This window comes from Pseudarthrobacter sp. NPDC058196 (assembly GCF_042882685.1).
GTDB lineage: Bacteria > Actinomycetota > Actinomycetes > Actinomycetales > Micrococcaceae > Arthrobacter.
Genome location: NZ_JBHVVN010000001.1, coordinates 441,002 through 458,657, shown reverse-complemented (window position 1 = coordinate 458,657; position 17,656 = coordinate 441,002). Strand labels below are relative to the sequence as shown.

At 65.7% G+C, this 17,656-nt stretch carries 23 protein-coding genes; 3 read left to right on the top strand and 20 right to left on the bottom strand.

Annotated features, from left to right (window positions below):
- Nucleotides 1–104: 104 nt before the first annotated feature.
- From ACFVVC_RS02195 to ACFVVC_RS02180, 4 genes are all read right to left on the bottom strand, one after another.
- Nucleotides 105–1,796 carry a hypothetical protein gene (locus ACFVVC_RS02195; protein ID WP_387448552.1) on the bottom strand — a complete coding sequence of 564 codons (1,692 nt, stop codon included), beginning with the start codon at nucleotides 1,794–1,796 and terminating at the stop codon, nucleotides 105–107.
- A gap of 105 nt (nucleotides 1,797–1,901) precedes the next feature.
- Nucleotides 1,902–3,146, bottom strand: coding sequence for an AAA family ATPase (locus ACFVVC_RS02190; RefSeq protein WP_387448549.1), 1,245 nt, complete (start codon nucleotides 3,144–3,146; stop codon nucleotides 1,902–1,904).
- A 219-nt stretch (nucleotides 3,147–3,365) separates the two neighbouring features.
- Complete coding sequence (locus tag ACFVVC_RS02185) at nucleotides 3,366–4,397, bottom strand: hypothetical protein (RefSeq protein ID WP_387448547.1); 1,032 nt, start codon at nucleotides 4,395–4,397, stop codon at nucleotides 3,366–3,368.
- A gap of 139 nt (nucleotides 4,398–4,536) precedes the next feature.
- Nucleotides 4,537–5,493 (bottom strand): hypothetical protein, encoded by a 957-nt coding sequence (locus ACFVVC_RS02180; RefSeq protein ID WP_387448544.1) that lies wholly within the window; start codon nucleotides 5,491–5,493, stop codon nucleotides 4,537–4,539.
- A 172-nt stretch (nucleotides 5,494–5,665) separates the two neighbouring features.
- Between ACFVVC_RS02180 and ACFVVC_RS02175 the strand changes: the two genes are divergently transcribed.
- Nucleotides 5,666–6,223, top strand: coding sequence for a LysM peptidoglycan-binding domain-containing protein (locus tag ACFVVC_RS02175; RefSeq protein WP_387448541.1), 558 nt, complete (start codon nucleotides 5,666–5,668; stop codon nucleotides 6,221–6,223).
- Nucleotides 6,224–6,294: 71 nt separating this feature from the next.
- Here ACFVVC_RS02175 and ACFVVC_RS02170 read toward each other — a convergent pair whose 3' ends face one another.
- The 7 genes from ACFVVC_RS02170 to ACFVVC_RS02140 all read right to left on the bottom strand — a co-directional run bounded on the left by ACFVVC_RS02170 (nucleotide 6,295) and on the right by ACFVVC_RS02140 (nucleotide 10,702).
- Complete coding sequence (locus ACFVVC_RS02170; RefSeq protein ID WP_387448538.1) at nucleotides 6,295–6,636, bottom strand: hypothetical protein; 342 nt, start codon at nucleotides 6,634–6,636, stop codon at nucleotides 6,295–6,297.
- The gene (locus tag ACFVVC_RS02165; RefSeq protein ID WP_387448535.1) at nucleotides 6,629–6,931 is read right to left on the bottom strand and encodes a hypothetical protein; all 303 of its coding nucleotides are present in this window, start codon (nucleotides 6,929–6,931) and stop codon (nucleotides 6,629–6,631) included. The genes ACFVVC_RS02170 and ACFVVC_RS02165 overlap by 8 nt, the downstream gene beginning before the upstream one ends.
- Before the next feature lie 217 nt (nucleotides 6,932–7,148).
- Nucleotides 7,149–7,676 carry a hypothetical protein gene (locus tag ACFVVC_RS02160; protein ID WP_387448532.1) on the bottom strand — a complete coding sequence of 176 codons (528 nt, stop codon included), beginning with the start codon at nucleotides 7,674–7,676 and terminating at the stop codon, nucleotides 7,149–7,151.
- 170 nt (nucleotides 7,677–7,846) lie between these two features.
- Nucleotides 7,847–8,254, bottom strand: a complete 408-nt coding sequence (locus tag ACFVVC_RS02155) for a helix-turn-helix domain-containing protein (protein WP_387448529.1) — start codon at nucleotides 8,252–8,254, stop codon at nucleotides 7,847–7,849.
- A gap of 134 nt (nucleotides 8,255–8,388) precedes the next feature.
- The gene (locus ACFVVC_RS02150; protein WP_387448526.1) at nucleotides 8,389–9,027 is read right to left on the bottom strand and encodes a hypothetical protein; all 639 of its coding nucleotides are present in this window, start codon (nucleotides 9,025–9,027) and stop codon (nucleotides 8,389–8,391) included.
- Nucleotides 9,024–10,145, bottom strand: a complete 1,122-nt coding sequence (locus ACFVVC_RS02145) for a hypothetical protein (RefSeq protein ID WP_387448523.1) — start codon at nucleotides 10,143–10,145, stop codon at nucleotides 9,024–9,026. The genes ACFVVC_RS02150 and ACFVVC_RS02145 overlap by 4 nt, the downstream gene beginning before the upstream one ends.
- Complete coding sequence (locus ACFVVC_RS02140; RefSeq protein ID WP_387448520.1) at nucleotides 10,145–10,702, bottom strand: hypothetical protein; 558 nt, start codon at nucleotides 10,700–10,702, stop codon at nucleotides 10,145–10,147. The genes ACFVVC_RS02145 and ACFVVC_RS02140 overlap by 1 nt, the downstream gene beginning before the upstream one ends.
- A gap of 240 nt (nucleotides 10,703–10,942) precedes the next feature.
- Between ACFVVC_RS02140 and ACFVVC_RS02135 the strand changes: the two genes are divergently transcribed.
- Nucleotides 10,943–11,518, top strand: coding sequence for an SDR family oxidoreductase (locus tag ACFVVC_RS02135; RefSeq protein WP_387448517.1), 576 nt, complete (start codon nucleotides 10,943–10,945; stop codon nucleotides 11,516–11,518).
- A 2-nt stretch (nucleotides 11,519–11,520) separates the two neighbouring features.
- Nucleotides 11,521–12,606 (top strand): hypothetical protein, encoded by a 1,086-nt coding sequence (locus tag ACFVVC_RS02130; RefSeq protein WP_387448515.1) that lies wholly within the window; start codon nucleotides 11,521–11,523, stop codon nucleotides 12,604–12,606.
- A gap of 20 nt (nucleotides 12,607–12,626) precedes the next feature.
- Here the strand turns inward: ACFVVC_RS02130 and ACFVVC_RS02125 are convergent, their stop codons facing one another.
- From ACFVVC_RS02125 to ACFVVC_RS02085, 9 genes are all read right to left on the bottom strand, one after another.
- Nucleotides 12,627–13,292 carry a class I SAM-dependent methyltransferase gene (locus tag ACFVVC_RS02125; protein WP_387448512.1) on the bottom strand — a complete coding sequence of 222 codons (666 nt, stop codon included), beginning with the start codon at nucleotides 13,290–13,292 and terminating at the stop codon, nucleotides 12,627–12,629.
- Between the two features lie 160 nt (nucleotides 13,293–13,452).
- Nucleotides 13,453–13,800, bottom strand: a complete 348-nt coding sequence (locus tag ACFVVC_RS02120; protein ID WP_387448509.1) for a hypothetical protein — start codon at nucleotides 13,798–13,800, stop codon at nucleotides 13,453–13,455.
- A gap of 28 nt (nucleotides 13,801–13,828) precedes the next feature.
- A complete protein-coding gene (locus ACFVVC_RS02115) occupies nucleotides 13,829–14,155 on the bottom strand; it encodes a hypothetical protein (RefSeq protein WP_387448506.1) in 327 nt (108 codons plus the stop codon).
- A 2-nt stretch (nucleotides 14,156–14,157) separates the two neighbouring features.
- Entirely contained in the window at nucleotides 14,158–15,447 is a 1,290-nt protein-coding gene (locus ACFVVC_RS02110; RefSeq protein WP_387448503.1) for a replication-associated recombination protein A, read from the bottom strand.
- Nucleotides 15,448–15,479: 32 nt separating this feature from the next.
- Nucleotides 15,480–15,890, bottom strand: a complete 411-nt coding sequence (locus tag ACFVVC_RS02105; RefSeq protein ID WP_387448500.1) for a WhiB family transcriptional regulator — start codon at nucleotides 15,888–15,890, stop codon at nucleotides 15,480–15,482.
- Nucleotides 15,891–16,081: 191 nt separating this feature from the next.
- On the bottom strand, nucleotides 16,082–16,426 hold the full coding sequence (locus ACFVVC_RS02100; protein WP_387448497.1) for a hypothetical protein: 345 nt from the start codon (nucleotides 16,424–16,426) through the stop codon (nucleotides 16,082–16,084).
- Nucleotides 16,423–16,908, bottom strand: a complete 486-nt coding sequence (locus tag ACFVVC_RS02095) for a hypothetical protein (RefSeq protein WP_387448494.1) — start codon at nucleotides 16,906–16,908, stop codon at nucleotides 16,423–16,425. Before ACFVVC_RS02095 ends, ACFVVC_RS02100 begins: the two co-directional genes overlap by 4 nt.
- On the bottom strand, nucleotides 16,908–17,249 hold the full coding sequence (locus tag ACFVVC_RS02090) for a glutaredoxin family protein (RefSeq protein WP_387448491.1): 342 nt from the start codon (nucleotides 17,247–17,249) through the stop codon (nucleotides 16,908–16,910). The genes ACFVVC_RS02095 and ACFVVC_RS02090 overlap by 1 nt, the downstream gene beginning before the upstream one ends.
- Before the next feature lie 49 nt (nucleotides 17,250–17,298).
- On the bottom strand, nucleotides 17,299–17,508 hold the full coding sequence (locus ACFVVC_RS02085; RefSeq protein ID WP_387448488.1) for a hypothetical protein: 210 nt from the start codon (nucleotides 17,506–17,508) through the stop codon (nucleotides 17,299–17,301).
- Nucleotides 17,509–17,656 lie beyond the last annotated feature (148 nt).

The following is a 17,656-nucleotide window of genomic DNA, read 5'->3' as shown; positions in this document are numbered from 1 at the left end:
GTGGGCGCGCCGGAGTGCCTGGCGTGGTTACGGGTAGGTGTGAGGGAGGAGGAGACGCCGGCCGGTCAGGCCGGTCGGCGTCTCCCCCGTGGCCGGAGGCAGGGTCAGAGGACCATGCCCAGCAGCTTCTGCCGGATGCTCGGGTCGATGTGCTGCATGCCGTTCGCGTACGCCTCGGCGGAGCGGACCATGTACTTCCAGTCCATGGCCGAGCACGGGGCGTAGTAGAGGTTCGGCGGGTGCTCCTCGCGCCTCGAGGGCGGGTACCACTCGAAGTCGGTGATCATCAGCGACAGCCGGCGCTTGCGCACCGCGGAGGCGTTGATGTAGTCCCAGACCTGCTTGAACTCGGTGCCGCCGGTGACCTTGGGCACCTTCCGGAACTCCTGCCAGATCTGCCGCGTCGACTTGTTCTCGACCTTCAGCAGCGTCTCTTGGGAGAGCATGTGGCTGAAGGAGTTGAAGTACAGGTTGACGTTGAGCTTCTTGGCGATCCGGATGAGCATCAGCACCGCCTCCTGGTAGTTCTCCTCGGAGATCGACCCGGAGGTGTCGATGAAGACGTGCAGGTCGGGCATGTACTGCACGGAGGTGATCCGGCCCGGCTTGTTGAAGTCGTCCGGGTTGCGGCGGTTGGCCTTGAGGAAGGTTGTCTTCGTCGTCCTGTAAACGTTCTGGGACTTGTTGACCTTGCCCATGCGCTTGAGCACCCGGGTGATGTCCTTGAACAGGTCCAGCTTCGTGGGCGGGGCCTTGCGGAACTTCACCTGGGCCGAGCGCGAGCCGGGCTGGCCCGGCAGCTGCCGTGCCCCCATGGCCGCCGCACGTGCGGCCGCGCGCGGCAGCGAGGTGAGCTTGGACAGCGCGGCGTTGGAGACGACCTTCACGGGCGAGGCCAGGGACTGGTTGATGAGATTCCACTCCCCCGTCACCTTCGCAGAGGTGGCCCGGGCGTGGGCCTCGACGTTGACCAGGACCAGCGACCGCGGGCAGAACAGCTCCCCGACGGTGAACGGCATGATGCCGGTGTCGAGGGCGGATGCGCCTGTGGCGGCCGCCTTGCGCTGCTGCTCGACGTAGGTCATCAGCATGCGGATGACCAGCCGGGCGAAGGAGAACTCGTCGTTGCCGTCGGAGTCGTCCTTGCGCAGCAGCAGCGACTCGGTCAGCCCCTTCAGCGAGAGGTTCGCGAAGTCGTTCAGCAGCCGGAGGGTGTCCGCGGGCATCGCGTTCGCGCCGGCCATCGTCTGCACCTGCTGGTTCAGCCAGATCTTGAAGCCGTCAAACGCAGCCGAGGACTGGAACCAGAACCCGAGGGTGTTCGGGTGGTAGGCGTAGGCGACGGAGGCGAAGAAGGCGCTTTCGTCGGCGGAGCCGGCGAGCAGGCCCTTGGCTGCGGGGATGACGTCGTTCTGGGCCGTGTAGAGCACCCGGGCCGACGAGGCAGGCCATTTGTTCTGCTGTCCGGCCTGGACGGCGAACAGCTCGCCCACCGGCAGCGGGGTTGCCTGGTCGTAGCTGACCATGGTTTGTCCCAGCAGCTCCTTGGCGTTCTTTTCGGCGGCGGGGTCCATCGTCTCGCCGAGGCAGCGCATGACGATGTCCAGTACGTCGCCGGTGATGTCGTGGCCGGACCCGTCGACGATACTCGCCGGGGACCGGGGGTTCAGCGGCTCCAGCAGCGGGTCGACCAGGACTTTCTGGATGGCCGGCATGGGGTCATAATCGCCGGTGCACGAGATCGTGTGCAGGGCGTCGAGCACCGCCGGCTTCTGGTTCGTGACGGTGATCGTCATCGTGGTCTCCTAATGCGGTCTGAGGCGACGGGGTGTCGTTGGATGGCGGGGGATGCTCCGGAACGGAGTCGGTGGCATCCCCCCGCCACCCGGTGCCGGGTCGGCTCAGAGGAAGGCCGACAGGGACGGCTTGACCGCGGCCACGATCGGCGAGTCGACCTCGAGGAAGGACTCCAGGTTCTGGCGGTCGAACTGCCCGGTGGTGACCAGCTCGAACAGGGTGCGGGTGTGCTCCGGCTCGATCTGGACGGCCGCCTGGGCCAGCTGTTCGATGAGGCGCGAGTTGTCCTCGTTCTCCTTCATCGCGTACAGCAGCGAGCCGGAGACCTCGTTCTGGGTCAGGCCTGCGATCTGCGAGGCGAGGTCAGTGACCGTGCCTGCGTTCTTGAGGGTCGCGTAGCAGTTCGGCTTCGGCACGTTGACGCGGTTGTTCGCAGGGCCGCCGGAATTCGAGGCCAGGTCCTCGGCGATGACCGCCACCAGCTGGGTGGTGAACATGGTGTCGCCGGTGAAGGCCTCGATTGCTTCGTTGAGCAGCGAGGTTTCGCGGCCGCCGATCTGAACCGGGGTCGCAAGGTGACTGGCCAGCTCCTGGCGGTCGACGCGGTTCAGCCACCGGGAGAGGTGGTCAATGGTGCGCGGCGTGGTGAGCTGGTTCATCTCCTCGCCGCCGTCGAACAGCTCGGCCATGGTGACGTTGCCGTCGTCATCCTCGTCGTCGCGGCCGTCTGCCACGATGGCGTTCGGCGTCGATTTCTGGAAGACGAGTGCGGGGTGCTGGGTGAGGACCTTCTTCACCCACGGGTTCAGTGCATCGCCCAGGATGGACATGAGGGTTGTCGCATCGGGCTCGACGTGGAAGATCGCGAAGCGCGAGAGCGAGGCCTCGTCGAGGGTGGTGACGTTACCCTTGTCGTTGCCGGCCACAATGATGCGGACGTTGTCCGGCAGCACGATGTGGCCCATGCGGCGCAGGGTCACCAGGGTGAGCGAGCCCGAGGTCACGTCGGAGGTCGTGCGGTTGATCTCGTCGAGGAAGAGGATCGGCCACTCAGGCGGGTTTTCCAGCGCGTAGTCGATGCATTCCTGGATGACCTGGTGCGGGTAGAAGACCTGCTTGTAGGACTGCGTCCCGTCGGCCTTCTCGTAGGGCACCAGGCGCGCGCCGGTGAGGTCGGCCTTGTCGGCGAGCTGGTTGCAGGGCAGGACGAAGGCTTTGGTGCCCATCGAGTAGGCAAGGGCCTCGACGAAGGAGGACTTGCCGATGCCGGGCTCACCCATGAGCGCGGGTGTGGCCCCGACCTCGAGGGACTGCTGGATCAGGGTTGTCAGGGTGTCGTTGAACTTCATGGGAATGTCTTTCTGGTCGTGGGTGAGCTGTGAGCAGGTGAGACGGGAGACGGACCCACGGCAGGGCTGAGCGCCGTACGGGACATGTCGGAAGCAGGGCCACAGGGCCCGGTGACGGGGGCGGTCGGGCTCAGAAGCCCACCGCCTCCCCATCCCCGATCGGGCTCCGCCCGATCCAGTACTTGTTCCACCACCAAACCGATGGGCAACCCCGCAGGTTCACCCCGCTTCGGCGGAAGCTTCCCGTGCTGCCACCAGGGCAGCAGCACGGTCCAGCAGGAACGGCCTGCCGTTGCGCATCTGGGCGTGTTTGGGCCGGGGCTCGATCACCGCCAGCGACGTCTTGTAGAGCAGCCACGCCTCGTCACCGGGGGAGAACTGCGCGCCGAAGGACCGGTAGGTGCGCAGCGGCAGCTGCAGGCCGGTGTAGAGGACACCCAGGACGGAGAACTCCCACCGGGAGCGGTCGTTGTCGAAGTCCTCTGGCGTTTTCAGCCGGTCGCGGGAGCCTGCCAGTGTCTGCTCGACGATGGCCTCGGCGTACGGAATATCGGGCATCTCGCCATCGGTGCCGACGGCGGTGGAGGGGATGCTGATGCTCGGCTTTGCCTTCGCTGCCAGTTCCGCGTACAGGTCCTCCACCGAGGAGAACCTGCCGGAGGCTGGCCTCGCCGCGACGTGCTCGACGATGCGCTGCGGCACCGGGTTGCGGGTGAACGTGCACCAGTGGTCCAGGAGGATCTCGTACCAGCCGTGTTCCTCGCGCAGGACGCGCTTGTCAGCAGCCACCGGGAAGTCGTGGAGGTTGGCAGGCAGCGGGGCGACAAGGTGGAAACCCCGGCCCGACATCGACAGCTCCGAGTACAGGATCCCGGGCAGGCGCAGGATGTCCGCGGCCACGTCCGCCGGGCAGCCTGGCTCGACGTCGATCACGACCAGGCCGTCGGAGGGGGCCTGCAGGTAGAAGGCGGCGTTGGCTGCATTCGGCAGTGCGTCGGCGAGCTGGTCGAGGGTGAGCAGGCAGGTCGCGTCCAGGGCGAACGCCCCGCGCAGCGGGCCTGCGTGGCGGCAACCCGGATTGCAGCCATCGATCAGGTGCCGGACGTCGATCGGTGCCTTGCGGCCGGAGTCCTCGTCGTCGAGCTCGCCGAGCCGGCCGGAGATGGTCCAGCGGCAGGCGGTCGCCAGGGCGCGGATCGAGGGGTTGTCATAGAAGCTGGGAAAGATCGCGCGGGGATCGACGGCGGTCACATCAATGCCTTCTTGTCGGGAGCGGGTGGGGACGGGACCGGGTCGCACTCCGGCCCTGAAAGACGAAACCCCCGTACAGGCGTTCATGCCGGCACGGGGGTCTCGTCAGTGGGATTCGGTCGGTTGGTTCAGCCCCGGATCAGCCCTGGTAGGTGATCCCGGCCTGCTGGCTGTCACCGGAGCCGCCCCACGGGCCCTGGCCGGCGGGAGCACCCACGGCCGAGCCTGCGTTCTTCAGCTCGGCGTTCTCGCGTTCGAGACGGGCCAGCTTCTGCTCAGGCGTTTCCTGCTGCGGCTGCACCGCGGGAACCGGAGCTGCGGGAGCCTCCGGAAGCACCGCGACCGGTGCGGTGGCGACCTGCGCGTGCACCTGGGCCGGGGCCGGTGCCGCTGCCGCGACAGGGACCGCAGCCGGAGCCGCGACGGCGGGCTGCGGGGCCGGGAAGGACAGGCCGTCTTCGACATCGGTGCCGACCGGATCCTCGCCGTTGCCTACGGCGGAGTCCGTGCCCGGCTGGGCCTGGACCGCGCGCGGCGGGGCATTGAAGACGATGCCGCGTGCCGCGAGCTCACCGGTGGCGACGCCGCCGGCGTTGTAGTAGCGCGGGGCCTCGTGCACGATCACCTGGTCCAGGGACAGGCCGCGGTTGGCGAAGTTCTTCGGCTTGTAGACGCGCAGCACGAGCGTCACGTCCAGGCCCTGGGCCAGTTCCTGTCCGGAGGTGTCCTGGTCGTAGGTGCCGTCATTCTTGTCGGACGGGATCGCAATGATCGGCAGGTTGGTGCCCTTGGAGTCGATCGAGTAGTTCGCGCCCGAGGCGGGGTTCTTCTTCGAGGCGTAGCAGCGCTCGGAGACGAACTGTTCCTCGACCGTGGGGTTCGCCGGGTCGGCGAACTGTACTTCGGCCTCGGTGATCGTCGCCGTGGTGTGCGGCTTGCCCACGGGGCTCATGCCGTTCTGGACCTTGCGCTGGTCGCTGGCGGCGAGGGCGGCACCCTCGATGAGGCTGGTGAGCCGGGCAAAGGCGAGCTTGCCGCGGATGAAGACGCTGGTGCCCTCGGTGAGCTGGTTGGCGGAGATGGAGTAGCTGGGCATGGTGGCGGGGTTCCTTCTGTTGATTGGTTTGATGGTCGGTGGTGGCCTGTCGGACTGATCTTTGACTCGTCTATTCCTTCTCCTATTCTATCAAGATGCACTGGACTACGAGTAGAATGTGCATCAGGACTCGAATGGTTGGAAATGGCGAGCTGGATAGATAGGGGCAGGGATGACGGATACGATGCACAGGCCCGGGGAGAAGGTCGCCGAGGCGGCTCCCCCGGCCCGGGCTGCGCTGCAGCGGCGGGACCGGCTTGGGCCCCTGGGATACGGCAGCGGACCGGTGCTGGCGGCCGGGATCATGGCCGGCGGAGCTCTGCTGTTCGCAGGCTGGGGTGCGACGCAGCTCCTCACCTCGGACCGGAGCCCGGCAAGCGAGGCGGCAGCTGTTTCGCCGCACGAGGAAGGCACCGTGACGCTGACCCTGCCGGACCGGAACCGCAACGGCGTCCCGGACGCGTTCGAGGACAAGCCCGGCAACGGTGGCTCCACGGACAGCCGGGGGCAGGGCACTTCGACGTCGGGCAGGGGCGACGAGGACAAGCCGGCGCAGGTCCCCGAACCCACGCCCCAACCGGTCGTGTACGTGATCCAGCGGGGTGACACCCTCACCGCGATCTCGCAGGAGAGCGGAGTGCCGATCGGTGTCCTGGTCGAGGAGAACCGGATCCAGGACCCGAATTTCATCTACGCCGGAGCCTCGCTGCTCATCCCGCCGAAGGCGTGAGAGCTGGCCCGGGGCCCGGACGACGCTGACCTTCAGCGCAGTCCGGGCCCTTTGCTGTGCCCGGGGAACGGTCAGCCGGAGGGTCCTGCGAGCATCTGCTGCAGCGACCGCAGCCGTATCAGTTCCGCCTGCATGCGGGCGACGTCGTCCGGTTCGTAGTCCTGGGGGTAGTCGAGCTTGTACTCCCCGAGCAGCTCGATCTTGGCTTCGAGGAGGTCCGGCACCCCGAGCTCCTCGATCAGGGTCCGGGCGAAGGCCCGGAACGCGTCCTCGTAGCTGATGGTCGTGCCCTGGGCCCAGCCAAGGGCTGTGACGGCAGATTCCCCGGCCTCGTGGGCGAGGCCGCGGGCTGTGACGACAGCGGCGGCCGCCTTCTCGGCGAGGTCCTCCATCGTCCCGGTCAGGTCAGTCATCGGCACCACCCTTCTCCCCCGCGGCGCTGCTGCCGTCCGGGGGTGTCGGGGTCTGGATGTCCAGCCAGACCTGCATGGCCTCCAGGCTGTTCGAGACCCCGTCGTGCTCGTCGAGCGTGATCAGCCCGGTCCACCCGGACTGCGTCAGGGTTGTGACGGCGAACTCGCCTTTGGCGGCAGTCACCTGGTACAGGCCCGAGCCGGCGACCTCGTAGATGGCCCGGCCGTTCCGGGCGGAGCCTTCGGCCCGCTCGTACTTGACGGGCAGCTGTGCTGCACGGAGAGGGACGGTCATGGGCTACTCCTGTGGGTCGAGGATCTCGAAGGACAGACGATTCGGTGGCGGTGGCCGCGCCGCGCACCGCGCGGCTGCGACCACCACGGAACGACCCCCGGGACCGGCGTGAGCCGGTCCACGGTTTTTCCACCGATTCCCCAGGGACGCAAAAGACCCCGCCTCGGCCGAAGCCGGGCGGGGTCGTTCAAGCGCCGGAAGAAGGGCTGTGCCGCGCTCAGGCGGCGTCGGTACCGGCCTCTCCGGAATCCTCGGAAGCGTCATGCTTGCCGAACAGGAAGCCGCGGGCCTGGCCGCTGGCCATCATGTCCCCGAGGTGCGCCAGGAGCACAGCACGCTGGGTGGTCCGGCGGTCCTCCAGCGGGTCATAATCGCGGAGGGCGTCCATGTTCACCACCCAGCCGTTTTCGCGCGTTATGGCCTCTTCAAGGTCGGATCCGGCGGCGACGGCCATGCCGGTGAAGTCGTGGTCGAATTCGGGGGTGACGTCTAGTCGCTGCGTTGGGTCGTCAATGTAGAGCGTGTCACCGAACAGCAGGCCGCCGGAGCGGTCGAAGGCGGTGAGGAAGACGCGGTCTGCGCGGGAGGTGTTCTCGACGTGCACGGCGGCGACGGTGTCGTTGACGAGGAAGTCCGTCTGGCTCAGACGGGCATGGGTGCGTGAGCGGGCCTCGTAGCACCACATGATCGACCGGGCCTCATCGAATCCGCGAAACTCGTCGGAGGGGGGTTCCATATTGACCATCTGATGCTCCTTCACGGGCGTGATCACTTCAGTACGGCGGGACATCACGGTATACGGAAACGCCGGGCTGTGGTTCCCATCCTGCCACAGGAGTGTAAAAGTTTCCACTCACATACCAAGTCCGGCACGTGGACGCGGTAACGGCAGGGCGGTGACGCCCCGCGGCAGGATCAGTTTTGAGTAGGGCCGGGGCCTTTGGGTGGGTCGTCGAGTTGCTCGCTCTTGCGGGCCAGCTCCACGATGGCCCGGATGCTGGCCAGTGCGCCGTCACTGAGCCCGTGCACGCGCAGGGCAAGGGTGCGCTCCTGCGGGGTCAGCTCCTGTTCGGTGGTGCTGCCGGGCTCGTCCTCTTCCAGGAAGTAGGACAGGGGGACGTCGAAGGCATCAGCCAGGGCTCTGAGGTGCTGCAGCCGGGGGTTGTGGGCTTCTCCCTTGCGCAGCTGCTGCAAGTAGCTAAGCGACATCGAGGAGATGCCGCGCTGCTCCATCCTTTGGACGATTTCCTGCAAAGTGACGGGGCGACCATGCGGTCCCGCCGTTTCCGCGAACAGGCGCTCTAGGCGCTGGGCGATGGTCACGGAGCCTCCTCGTGATGTCAGACATGGAGTCATCCCGGCGAACGGTGCACGCGACGACGCCTCCATACTAGTGGAAGATCTTCCAGTGCCGTGGCATCTGCAGATTTTGGGTTGCGCCGGAGCCGCAGGCAGTTCTAGCCGGCCGCGGGCATGAAGGCGCTGGCCCCGAGCATCACGACGGCTGCCAGGCCGGACCCGAGTGCGAGCTCCAAGCGGGTGTGGTGCTTCAGCTTCAGCCGGGCGAAGGCAACCAGGGGCAGCAAAACCGGAAGGGCCAGCAGCCACCAGGGCGAGAGCAGCAGCGCCGCGAGGATGACGAGGGACGTGAAGCAGAATGCATGCATGGAGACTTTGGGCCCCAGGAGCGTCACTCCCCCGGCAAGGACGAGCCCGGCGACCATCGTCGGCAGGATCCACAGCAGTGTGTGGGGTGCGCCCAGCAGGGCTGCCGCCGTCATGCCGCAAAGCACGGACCCCACGCAGACCAGGAAGACCCACCAGCGCTGATCGCGTCGCGTGACGTGCCGGTCGGTGAGCCGCTTGCGGCGTACCGCGAGATGGATGACCGACATCGGGATGACTGCGCAGAAGATCCCTGTCACCAGGCCCCAGAGCAGGCCCGGCGCAGTCCAGGAAGTTCCTGCAGCGCCGCACAGGACGCACATAAGGAAGACGGAGACCGCAGGCGCGAATAGGTCACTAAGGACCCGGGCGGCCCTGGTCGCAGGATCGCCGGTCGCGGGGATGCGGAGTTTCGTCCCGTTCTCGGTCATCGCCCTTCCATACCATTCATGGCACTCATCGCTACACGGATCTCGTAGAGGCTCTGCACAGAGGCGGCCAGGGTTTCGTCGTCTTTCAGCTTCAGCGTGCGAAGCCGGCTCAGGGCGAGTGTGAACCACCCGAGGCTGGGCACGGCATTCTCACCGCTGAGGTGGCGCACCAGCCCCGCCGAAAGGTGCGGATCCTCGGGGTGCTGCCTGTGTAGGGATTCCAGTGCGGGGTCGTGGTCCTCGCGGATGAGTCTGAGCGCGTCGTGGGTCTCGATGGTGAGCCTTGATAGCGTCATCAGCTGATCAAACTCCTGCCGGTCTTCGGGCGGAAGCTTTACGTCGGGGTGAAGTGTGGTGGTCGTTCGCCACAGAGGTACGACAACCTCGTGCGCGAGGCGGAGCGCGAGCCTCAACTGCGTTTCTATGCTGATGCGGCGGATGACTCCTGTTGCGAGCCCCATGAAGAAGAAGCTCACGACGGTGACGAGGAGCTGTGTCCTCACTTCAGTTCCACCGGCGACCGGACTGCCAAAGAGGTCCAGGAGTGATGAGCCGATGAATAAGGCAGATCCAATGGCTCCGGTAAATACGAATCCGACCGGAAGACGGGCGGAGAAGGGTTGGTTCTTCTGCGTCATGGTCCGCCAACAGCCGACGGCAACTACGACAGTGGCCGCGGCGAATGCGGTGAGGTACAGGAAGTTGTAGGAGATAAGAGCCCAGGCCTGGCCTTGAGCAACGGCGGCATCGATGTCGACTCGGTCGTAGATGGTGCCGTCGGCATGGACCGGGATGAACCACACCAGGACGGCCTCGCCCAGGGCGATGATCCCGGCGAAGAGGTACATGAAGCGGGTTGCACGTCGCGATAGCGGATTCGCGCGGAACGTGAGGATGAGCAGCGCCACCGATACCTGTGCAGCCAGGATGGCAAGGCGCTTGAGGAGGTCGACGGCAGGTCCGTCCCAGGGCGGCTCCACGCCACGGCAGACCGTGGCCACGAAGAGGGTGATACAGGTGACCCTCAGAAGGTTAACCCGGCGTCGGCGTCCTTGATACAGGGCGGAGACGATGATGATCAGGCCCATGGTGATACCGACAATGATGATCTCACTCATCAGAACTCGCCGTCCTCGTTCGATCCGGACAGGAAGGCGAGGACCTCGCTGCGTTCTTCCGATGCCCGCCGTTTCCGGTGCAGAGCAGCCATCAGCCGCATGCCGGTGGTCTCGGCGCGCTTCTCCACCGGATTGTCGAACATGCTGCGCAGATGGGTGCAGTCGGTGTGGGCCCGGACGTCGCCGTGCAGGATATGGGCGAACTCGTGGAGAATGGTCTGCTCAATGTTGAGGGGCGGGAGCTCGGGGTCGTAGAAGACGTGGGCCACTCGTCCGATCACAGTTGTTAGGCCGCTGACCTCATGATGGCGCATCTCATTCGGGATGGGCCGGATCACGATCTCGAGGCCGCAAGCTGAGGCAATGGCTTTCCCGAGTGCTTCGAGGCTCAACTCGTCCGGCCAGTCGAAGAGGTCGAGCTGAGCAGGCTTTGCGGTGCAGCTGGTGGCACCGACCTTAGCAGCGCTCCTGCGCATCAGTCGGGCGAACAGGGGGTGACGTGGCTGGTCGTTTGGAGGCGTATCGGCGGTCGCAGCGAATGGAATGAAGGCAGTCATCAGCGTTCCTCTAAATAGCGAGAAGAGCGGACACCGCCTGTCGTTTGCCAACGAAGGGGTACAAGTCCAGTAAAGTTCCGTGTCACAACTTTACAACCCGGGAGGGTCAGAAAAAAATGAACGACATGGGTAGAACTGCCCTAGTGATCGGCGCAACCCGCGGGATCGGGGCCGCCACGGCCCGAGGCCTGCTCTCCGCCGGCTACCGGACGGCGGGTACGCATCGTACAGGGGGGGACCGTGCCCGAGGGGGTGCTCCCCTTCGAAATGGACGTCCGTGACGGTAAATCGATCGCGGCTGGCGTCAAGGCGGCTGCCGCCGATTTGGGTGGTCTGGATGTGCTCGTCGTTGCAGCAGGGATCACTCGCGACAAGCTGCTCATGCGGATGAGCGAGGAGGTTCTGAGCGAGGTTATGCAGGTCAACGCGATCGTGCCGATGCTGGCCTGCAAGGCGGCCCTGGGGCCGATGCTGCGGCAGCGCGGGGGATCGATCGTACTGGTTTCATCCATGTCCGTGAAGTACGGCGTTGTCGGCCAGTGCAATTACACTGCGTCGAAGGGGGCACTGGAAGCGTTTGCACGATCGATGGCCAGGGAGTACGCGGCTCGGAGCATCCGGGTGAACGTTGTTGCTCCCGGGGCAACTGATACGGACATGATGGCTGATGTTGCTGAGGAGGCACGGATGGCAATGCTGGAAGGAATCCCGCTGGGTCGGTTCGGGACTGCAGATGAGGTCGCTTCGGCGATCATTCACACCGCGGAGAATACCTCTATGTCGGGGGCCACTGTTCAGGTCTCAGGCGGTATTTGATCATGCAGGTCCAGCTGGATGTAGGTTCCTGGGGCCTTTTCTGCGGAAGCGACGGCAAACAGCTGGTTCTGGTGGACGACAAGCCCTGCGGTCCGGTCTCCGCCCGGAAGCCCACGCGTGCAATTCCCAGGCGTCTTCTTCTTGATGAGAATCGCATCGCCCAGGTGATGCGCAGTGGCAATGTAATTTCCGAGACAGTCCCCCATTCGGACGAGCAGTGGGCAGTTGAGGTGCGGCCCGTCTTCTCTCCGCGCACCTCCACGGTGATCGGTGTCCTCGCCGGCGTGGCCAAAGCGTCCGATCCGCTTCCGGACCCACCGTTGGTCGGTGGATGGGAATGGGAGATCGAGCGTGACACCGACGGGCAACCAACACTGCGCCGGCGCACGTACTGGGACCGAAACCTCTTTCGTATCTATAACGTCGACACAAGCGTCGCTCAGCAGCGCAGTGGGCATTGGGAAGCCGGGGAATGGGCGAGCGAACTCATCGACCAGTCCGACCGGATGCGCGTGAACAGCCTCATCCGTGACGGCATCCAGGACGGGCTCATGGGCGTAACGGGCAAGGTCCGGTGCCTGACCTACAACATCGTCACAGGTTACGGCACGGCTTCACAGGACCGTCGGCACATGCGCCTGGTTGGCGTGATTCCGCCGATCGAGCCCGGTCACGACAAGATCTATCTGCAGGGCTTCAGTTACGAGGCCCCCGAGACCTTTCACGATATGGCCTTCGAGCAAGACGCTAATGCGGGGCGCGTCGACGACGTGCTTCGCGGAGTGATGGCCCTGGCCAAGGAACCGATGGCCGTCGTCGACTCTGCAACGCTGGATGTTCTGATGACGTCGCCATCGTGGCGTCGGGAAGACTTTGGGTATGTCGGCGGCCTTGGTGAATTTGCGATTGACGCTTCAGGTGAATTGCACAGGTTCATCGCGGCTGCGGCGAGGGATACCGCTCGTTCTCAATCGATGGGCCTGGCGCTTCGCCGGGTCGACGGTTCCGTGCAGAATGTGCGCATCACCGCCACCGGAGTCAGGTCAGGGGCTGAAGGGCGGGATGCAGTCATCAGGCTCGACTTTTAGCCGAGTCCACCTGCCCCGCCTTATCGCAATGGATTTCGAGCGCTGAACACCGCCACGGTACCGATGACGTCGACCTTCACTTGGTCGAAGCTTCGGCGCAGTGCAGCCTCAAGTCCTGCGGCGTCGTCTTCGCGGTTGTTGAAGATGCCAAGGCGGTTGTACAGGGCCATGAAGCCGCGGCCGATCAGGTTGTGGCTCACGCCGCTGCCCAGGATGGTGCTGCCGAACAGGACACCGTCAGCAGCGAGCCGCTCCCCCAGGTGTTTGAAAGCTACGCCCTTGTCCGTCCAGGAGCCGGGAACGCAGTGGAAGACGTAGTTCGCCGCGATGGAATCGAAATGCCCGAGCGCTTCGGGGATCGGTTCGAGGACGTTCGCGGTCACACCTCTGGTGCTTACGTGGGTGTGCGCGAGTCTGGACGCTGCGTGCTTCACGCTGTTTTCGTTGAGGTCCATGAGTGTGATCTCAGCAGACTCGGGGAGGTCGGCATGGGTGAGGTACCAACCAGTGCCGGGACCGACATCGAGATGGCGGGTGCTGATGCAACGGTTGTACTGGTCCAGCATGAGCTGGCTTGGGCATCGCCAGGCAAGCGAATTGGAGAACTTTACGACGAGCAGGTCGTAGAAGCCCAGCACGGGCTTGCTATAGATACCTGCGCCGCGGCGCACTTCCTGGTCGTTCATGTGATCGGAGCCTATCGGTCGAGGTCGGCGCAGTAAGGGTGAGCAGGGTGGTTTCACGAAGGAGCAAGGACGGCTATGCTGCAGTCCGTGTCCAAGAGGTAGCTCTGAGATTGCATCCTAGTGGAAGTAGTTCCACTGGTGAAGTCGAGCGGGAGCGGCGTCAGCCGAAGACCAACTCGCCATAGCAAGCGGTCTGAAGGATGATGTCAAGGTCCTGGACGCAACCAAATCCCAGTTGTTCCGACTCTATGTCGGCGGTGCAACAGAGGTTGTACCCCTTCCCCTTGGCCTTGCGGAAGGCCTCCTTGATCTGAGAGGCGGACAGCTCGTAGTCCTTGGTCTGGGATTCGTCGTCGGCTTCGGGGTCGTCCAGGGTGACGAGCACGCGCGAGCCATCCTCGGTCAGCTTGCTGCCGTGGTACCAAGGCAGTGCGCCGCCGAAGTAGAACTCGTCAACATCCTGCAGGACGGAGTCGGCGGACTGGGTAAAGATGCCGGTGTTGGTCATAGTTCCACTCCTTCTCGGTGAGGTGTAATCAGGGCAGGATGACCTCGCGGGAGGCGAGGTCGGAGAGCGTCAGCTGGTCCGGCACCCGGGCGTCGATGCGGTCCTCTTCGCAGAGGTTCTCAATCAGTGGGTGGCCGTTCAGGGCGCGACGGGCTTCTTCCGGTGTAGGGAAGACGATGGCGGCATTCGGATGATGTTCGCGGTTCATGAGCACATAACCGAGTTCGGCAGTCTCTCCGTGCTGCATGCGTAGGAGGTCAAGGTGGAACATTGCCTGCTGTTCGACGGCGGTGACGTCAATACCGAGCTCTGCCGAGAGCCGGTCGTCCACAGTCTGGGGCTTGTCGGTGGTCATGGTCAGCACACCTCGGTAATCTGCTCGATCGCTGCCAGCCGTCTGGCGACCGTTTGCTCGAAGCCGTTGGTCGTCGGCCGGTAGTACTGGGTGCCGAAGGTCCCGTCGTGCAGGTACTGCTGGGCTACGACGCCGTGCTCGTGGTCGTGCGGGTAGCGATAGCCCTGCCCGTGCCCGAGCCCCTTCGCGCCCGGGTAGTGCGCATCGCGCAGGTGCACCGGCACGCTCCCGGTCCGGCCGCGCCGGACGTCATCCAGCGCCTGATCGATGCCGCGGAGGATGGCGGGCGACTTGGGGGCTGTGGCGATCGCGACAGTGGCCTGGGCGAGGTTGATCCGCGCCTCGGGCATGCCGATCAGCTGCACAGCCTGCGCGGCCGCCACCGCAATGCCCAGCACCGATGGATCAGCCATGCCGACGTCCTCGGAGGCGTGCACCACCAAGCGCCGGGCGATGAACCGGGGGTCCTCCCCTGCCTCGATCATCCGGGCCAGCCAGTGCAGCGCAGCATCCGGGTCGCTGCCCCGCATGCTCTTGATGAAGGCGCTGACGACGTCGTAGTGCTGGTCCCCGTCACGGTCGTAGCGCTGCAGTGCCGAGCCGGTGACCTGCTCCAGCACCTCGCGGTCGATGACGCTCCTGCCAGCCCCCTGGGCAGTGGCGACGGCGGTCTTCAGCCGGTTCAGCGCCTGGCGGACGTCGCCGCCGGACAGCTCGGCGATGACCTGCAGCGCGGAGTCGGCGAAGCCGATGCCGGTGGCAGAGAGGACCGGATCCTCCTGCAGCGCCCGCGAGAGCAGGTCCACCACCCCGCGGTCCTCCACGGGACGCAGCACCAGCAGGATTGAGCGCGAGACCAGCGCCGAATTGACCGAGAAGCTCGGGTTCTCAGTGGTCGCGCCGATGAGGGAGATGACGCCGGCCTCGACTGCGGGCAGGAGGACGTCCTGCTGGGCCTTGGAGAAGCGGTGGATCTCGTCGATGAACACCAGCGTCTGGGTGCCGTCGTCGTCGAGCGCCTTCCGGGCCGTGGCAAGGGCCCTGCGGACATCGGCCACGCCCGCGCTGGTCGCTGAGAGCTCGACGAAGCAACGGCTGGTCTGCCGGGCGATCACCGAAGCGATGGTGGTCTTGCCGACGCCGGGAGGGCCCCAGAGCAGGACAGAGGTCGCGCCTTTGCCGTCGGCGAGCAGTTCGAGCGGCGACCCGGGGAAGAGCAGGTGCTCCTGGCCCACGACCTGGTTGAGGGAGGTCGGCCTCATGCGGGCGGCCAGGGGCTGGGTGGGGCTCATGGTGGCGGTCCTTTCGTTCTTTGGTGCCGTACTCAGGCCGAGACAGCGTCCTGCCGCTCTCTGCGCCGGGCGAGCACGCGGTAGACGGTGCGGTCAGTGACTTCGGCTGTGTCTGCGATGGCCCGGGGGTGGGTCCCCCGGCCGGCCATGGCGAGAATGAGCGCGTCACGCTTCTGCCTTTGCGCCTGCGCGGCGCTGCGGTGAGTGGACGGTGAGTTCTTGATGAGGCGGTCGCGCTCGGCGGTGCTGAGTCCGCCCCAGACACCGAAGCGTTCGTCAGCGTTCAGCGCGTAGTCCAGGCATTCCGCGCGCACCTGGCACTGGCCGCATACCTTCTTGGCGTCGGCGGTATTGCCGCCTTTCTCAGGGAAGAAGGTGTCGGGGTCGTTGCCTGTGCACAGGGCGTCCCTGCGCCACTGCTCATCGGGGTCCTCGCCGCTCATGAGGGTGCGGCCGGGAGTCGGGTGTTGTGCGGTGGGTGCACCATGGCTCCTCCTGGAAGTGTCGTCGTGCGTGTGTCGGATCCGTTTCCGGGATCTGCGGGTAAAGAGCCCCGGAAACGGATCCTCCGGGGCTCTTTACGCCAGGCTTTCCGCCCCGGGCTCTGGGGCGGCTGCGCTGCCCGCCGCTCCTGTCAGTCGCTGAAAAGGTGGGCAAAGCGTTCGTCACTGAGGTCAATCTCGACGCGCCGGCCGTCACGGGAGACAGTGAAGATGCACCCGTCATGTGCGCCGGGCTGCCATGGACCGCGCTGGAAGACCTCCCGCCAGACCTTTCTGGCGGCCTCGGCGGGCGAGGCGGCGTCCTGGTCGATTGCCCATCCGACGAGGTACTCCTCGCTGCCGGTACCCTCAAGCGGGTCAAGCTGATCGCGGGGAAAGACCTGGTCGAGCGCACGCTCGAAGTCTTCCCGGGTGGCATCAGCGCCGGAAACCGCTCCGTGGACGAGGTCGGCAAGGCTGTCGATGTGCAGGTTCATGGGGTTGCTCCCTGGGTTTCGGTCCGGGCGGGGTCTGCTGCGACCAACGCGGCGACGAGCTCGAGGTCGCTGCCACTGTCGGGGTCGATGAGTGTCCCGGCGGATGTGATGTCGGTCAGTGGCTGTTCGTGGGTCCTCCCTGCGCCGTCCCGGTAGACGAGTGTGACGCCGAACAGGTCGACAGCGGCGGTGCTCTGTGGGGCAGGCCCGAAGGCCTTGAACGCCGGCCGGATGGCCTCGATGAGATCGATGATCTGCTGGACTTCGGCTTTCCGTTCGAGCAGCGCCATGCGCTGAAGCGCGCGCTGCTCGAACCGGGCCAGATGTGCGTCGCAGCAGGTGTCGGTCTTGCCGGGCTCGTTCTTGGGGTAGGACAGCAGGTAGTTGTCCGTCTCGACGGATCTGGTGCAGAGCGCGTCGAGCAGGATGTCGGCCTGCCCGGCAGTGATGCTGAGGGCGAGGCGCGGCTGCGCCGCGGCCATCAGGAGGCCACCTTCCGGTCCTCGGGGACGATGCCCTTGGTGCACAGCCTGACGAGGGCGGTGAGCATGTCCGGGCGGTGCCCGCCCCAGTGGACAGTACGTCCGGAGGGCAGCTCGACGACGATTACGGGTGCCTGGGCGTAGCCGAGGTCCTCGGTCACGTGGCGGTGATTCGCATCGCCCTGCTCGATGTCGACCTTGGTGTACTTCATCGCCGGCTGCTGCCGGTCGAACAGGCTTTTGGCCTTGTCACAGTTGGGGCACTCCGCCGGGCCGTAGATGGTGATCTTCGGCGCGGTGTGCGCGGTCCGGGGCAGGTCGGCAATCGTGGTGGGGGTCATGGGATGTTGTTCCCTTCTCTCCCCTGCTCGGGGGACGTTGTGGTGTCGGTCACGGCTGGTCTCCCCGGTATCGCTGCTGGTCGCGGATCGCCTGGCGCTCCCGCTCGCGGCGGGTACCCTTGCGGGGCTTGGGCGTGTGCCGCTGGGCGGAGGAGGAGCTGCGCAGCTGGTGCATCCAGTGAGCCAGCTCGGGATTCGGGGTTCCGCGGAAGCCCGAGGCGGACTCGCGCGATTTCTTCGGGTACCTGCGTCGGCCCATCCCGGGCCTCCTCTCTGGTTTTGCTGCTCGGTCAGCGGCGCTGATCTGGCGTCAGGTCAGGGCCTGTCGTGGGCGCGGCCGTCTTCATTGATCTCCTCGCGCAGCGCAGCGATTTCAGGGGTGTCGTAGCGCGTAGCGCTGTAGATGC

Coding starts and splice junctions, on each gene's coding strand:
- ACFVVC_RS02120 (WP_387448509.1), bottom strand. CDS start 13,800: ATGACCAACACCGGCATCTTTACCCAGTCCGCCGACTCCGTCCTGCAG.
- ACFVVC_RS02110 (WP_387448503.1), bottom strand. CDS start 15,447: ATGAGCCCCACCCAGCCCCTGGCCGCCCGCATGAGGCCGACCTCCCTC.
- ACFVVC_RS02115 (WP_387448506.1), bottom strand. CDS start 14,155: ATGACCACCGACAAGCCCCAGACTGTGGACGACCGGCTCTCGGCAGAG.
- ACFVVC_RS02175 (WP_387448541.1), top strand. CDS start 5,666: ATGACGGATACGATGCACAGGCCCGGGGAGAAGGTCGCCGAGGCGGCT.
- ACFVVC_RS02105 (WP_387448500.1), bottom strand. CDS start 15,890: ATGAGCGGCGAGGACCCCGATGAGCAGTGGCGCAGGGACGCCCTGTGC.
- ACFVVC_RS02160 (WP_387448532.1), bottom strand. CDS start 7,676: ATGGTCAATATGGAACCCCCCTCCGACGAGTTTCGCGGATTCGATGAG.
- ACFVVC_RS02140 (WP_387448520.1), bottom strand. CDS start 10,702: ATGACTGCCTTCATTCCATTCGCTGCGACCGCCGATACGCCTCCAAAC.
- ACFVVC_RS02165 (WP_387448535.1), bottom strand. CDS start 6,931: ATGACCGTCCCTCTCCGTGCAGCACAGCTGCCCGTCAAGTACGAGCGG.
- ACFVVC_RS02150 (WP_387448526.1), bottom strand. CDS start 9,027: ATGACCGAGAACGGGACGAAACTCCGCATCCCCGCGACCGGCGATCCT.
- ACFVVC_RS02125 (WP_387448512.1), bottom strand. CDS start 13,292: ATGAACGACCAGGAAGTGCGCCGCGGCGCAGGTATCTATAGCAAGCCC.
- ACFVVC_RS02190 (WP_387448549.1), bottom strand. CDS start 3,146: ATGAAGTTCAACGACACCCTGACAACCCTGATCCAGCAGTCCCTCGAG.
- ACFVVC_RS02085 (WP_387448488.1), bottom strand. CDS start 17,508: ATGGGCCGACGCAGGTACCCGAAGAAATCGCGCGAGTCCGCCTCGGGC.
- ACFVVC_RS02090 (WP_387448491.1), bottom strand. CDS start 17,249: ATGACCCCCACCACGATTGCCGACCTGCCCCGGACCGCGCACACCGCG.
- ACFVVC_RS02145 (WP_387448523.1), bottom strand. CDS start 10,145: ATGAGTGAGATCATCATTGTCGGTATCACCATGGGCCTGATCATCATC.
- ACFVVC_RS02100 (WP_387448497.1), bottom strand. CDS start 16,426: ATGAACCTGCACATCGACAGCCTTGCCGACCTCGTCCACGGAGCGGTT.
- ACFVVC_RS02195 (WP_387448552.1), bottom strand. CDS start 1,796: ATGACGATCACCGTCACGAACCAGAAGCCGGCGGTGCTCGACGCCCTG.
- ACFVVC_RS02180 (WP_387448544.1), bottom strand. CDS start 5,493: ATGCCCAGCTACTCCATCTCCGCCAACCAGCTCACCGAGGGCACCAGC.
- ACFVVC_RS02130 (WP_387448515.1), top strand. CDS start 11,521: ATGCAGGTCCAGCTGGATGTAGGTTCCTGGGGCCTTTTCTGCGGAAGC.
- ACFVVC_RS02170 (WP_387448538.1), bottom strand. CDS start 6,636: ATGACTGACCTGACCGGGACGATGGAGGACCTCGCCGAGAAGGCGGCC.
- ACFVVC_RS02095 (WP_387448494.1), bottom strand. CDS start 16,908: ATGGCCGCGGCGCAGCCGCGCCTCGCCCTCAGCATCACTGCCGGGCAG.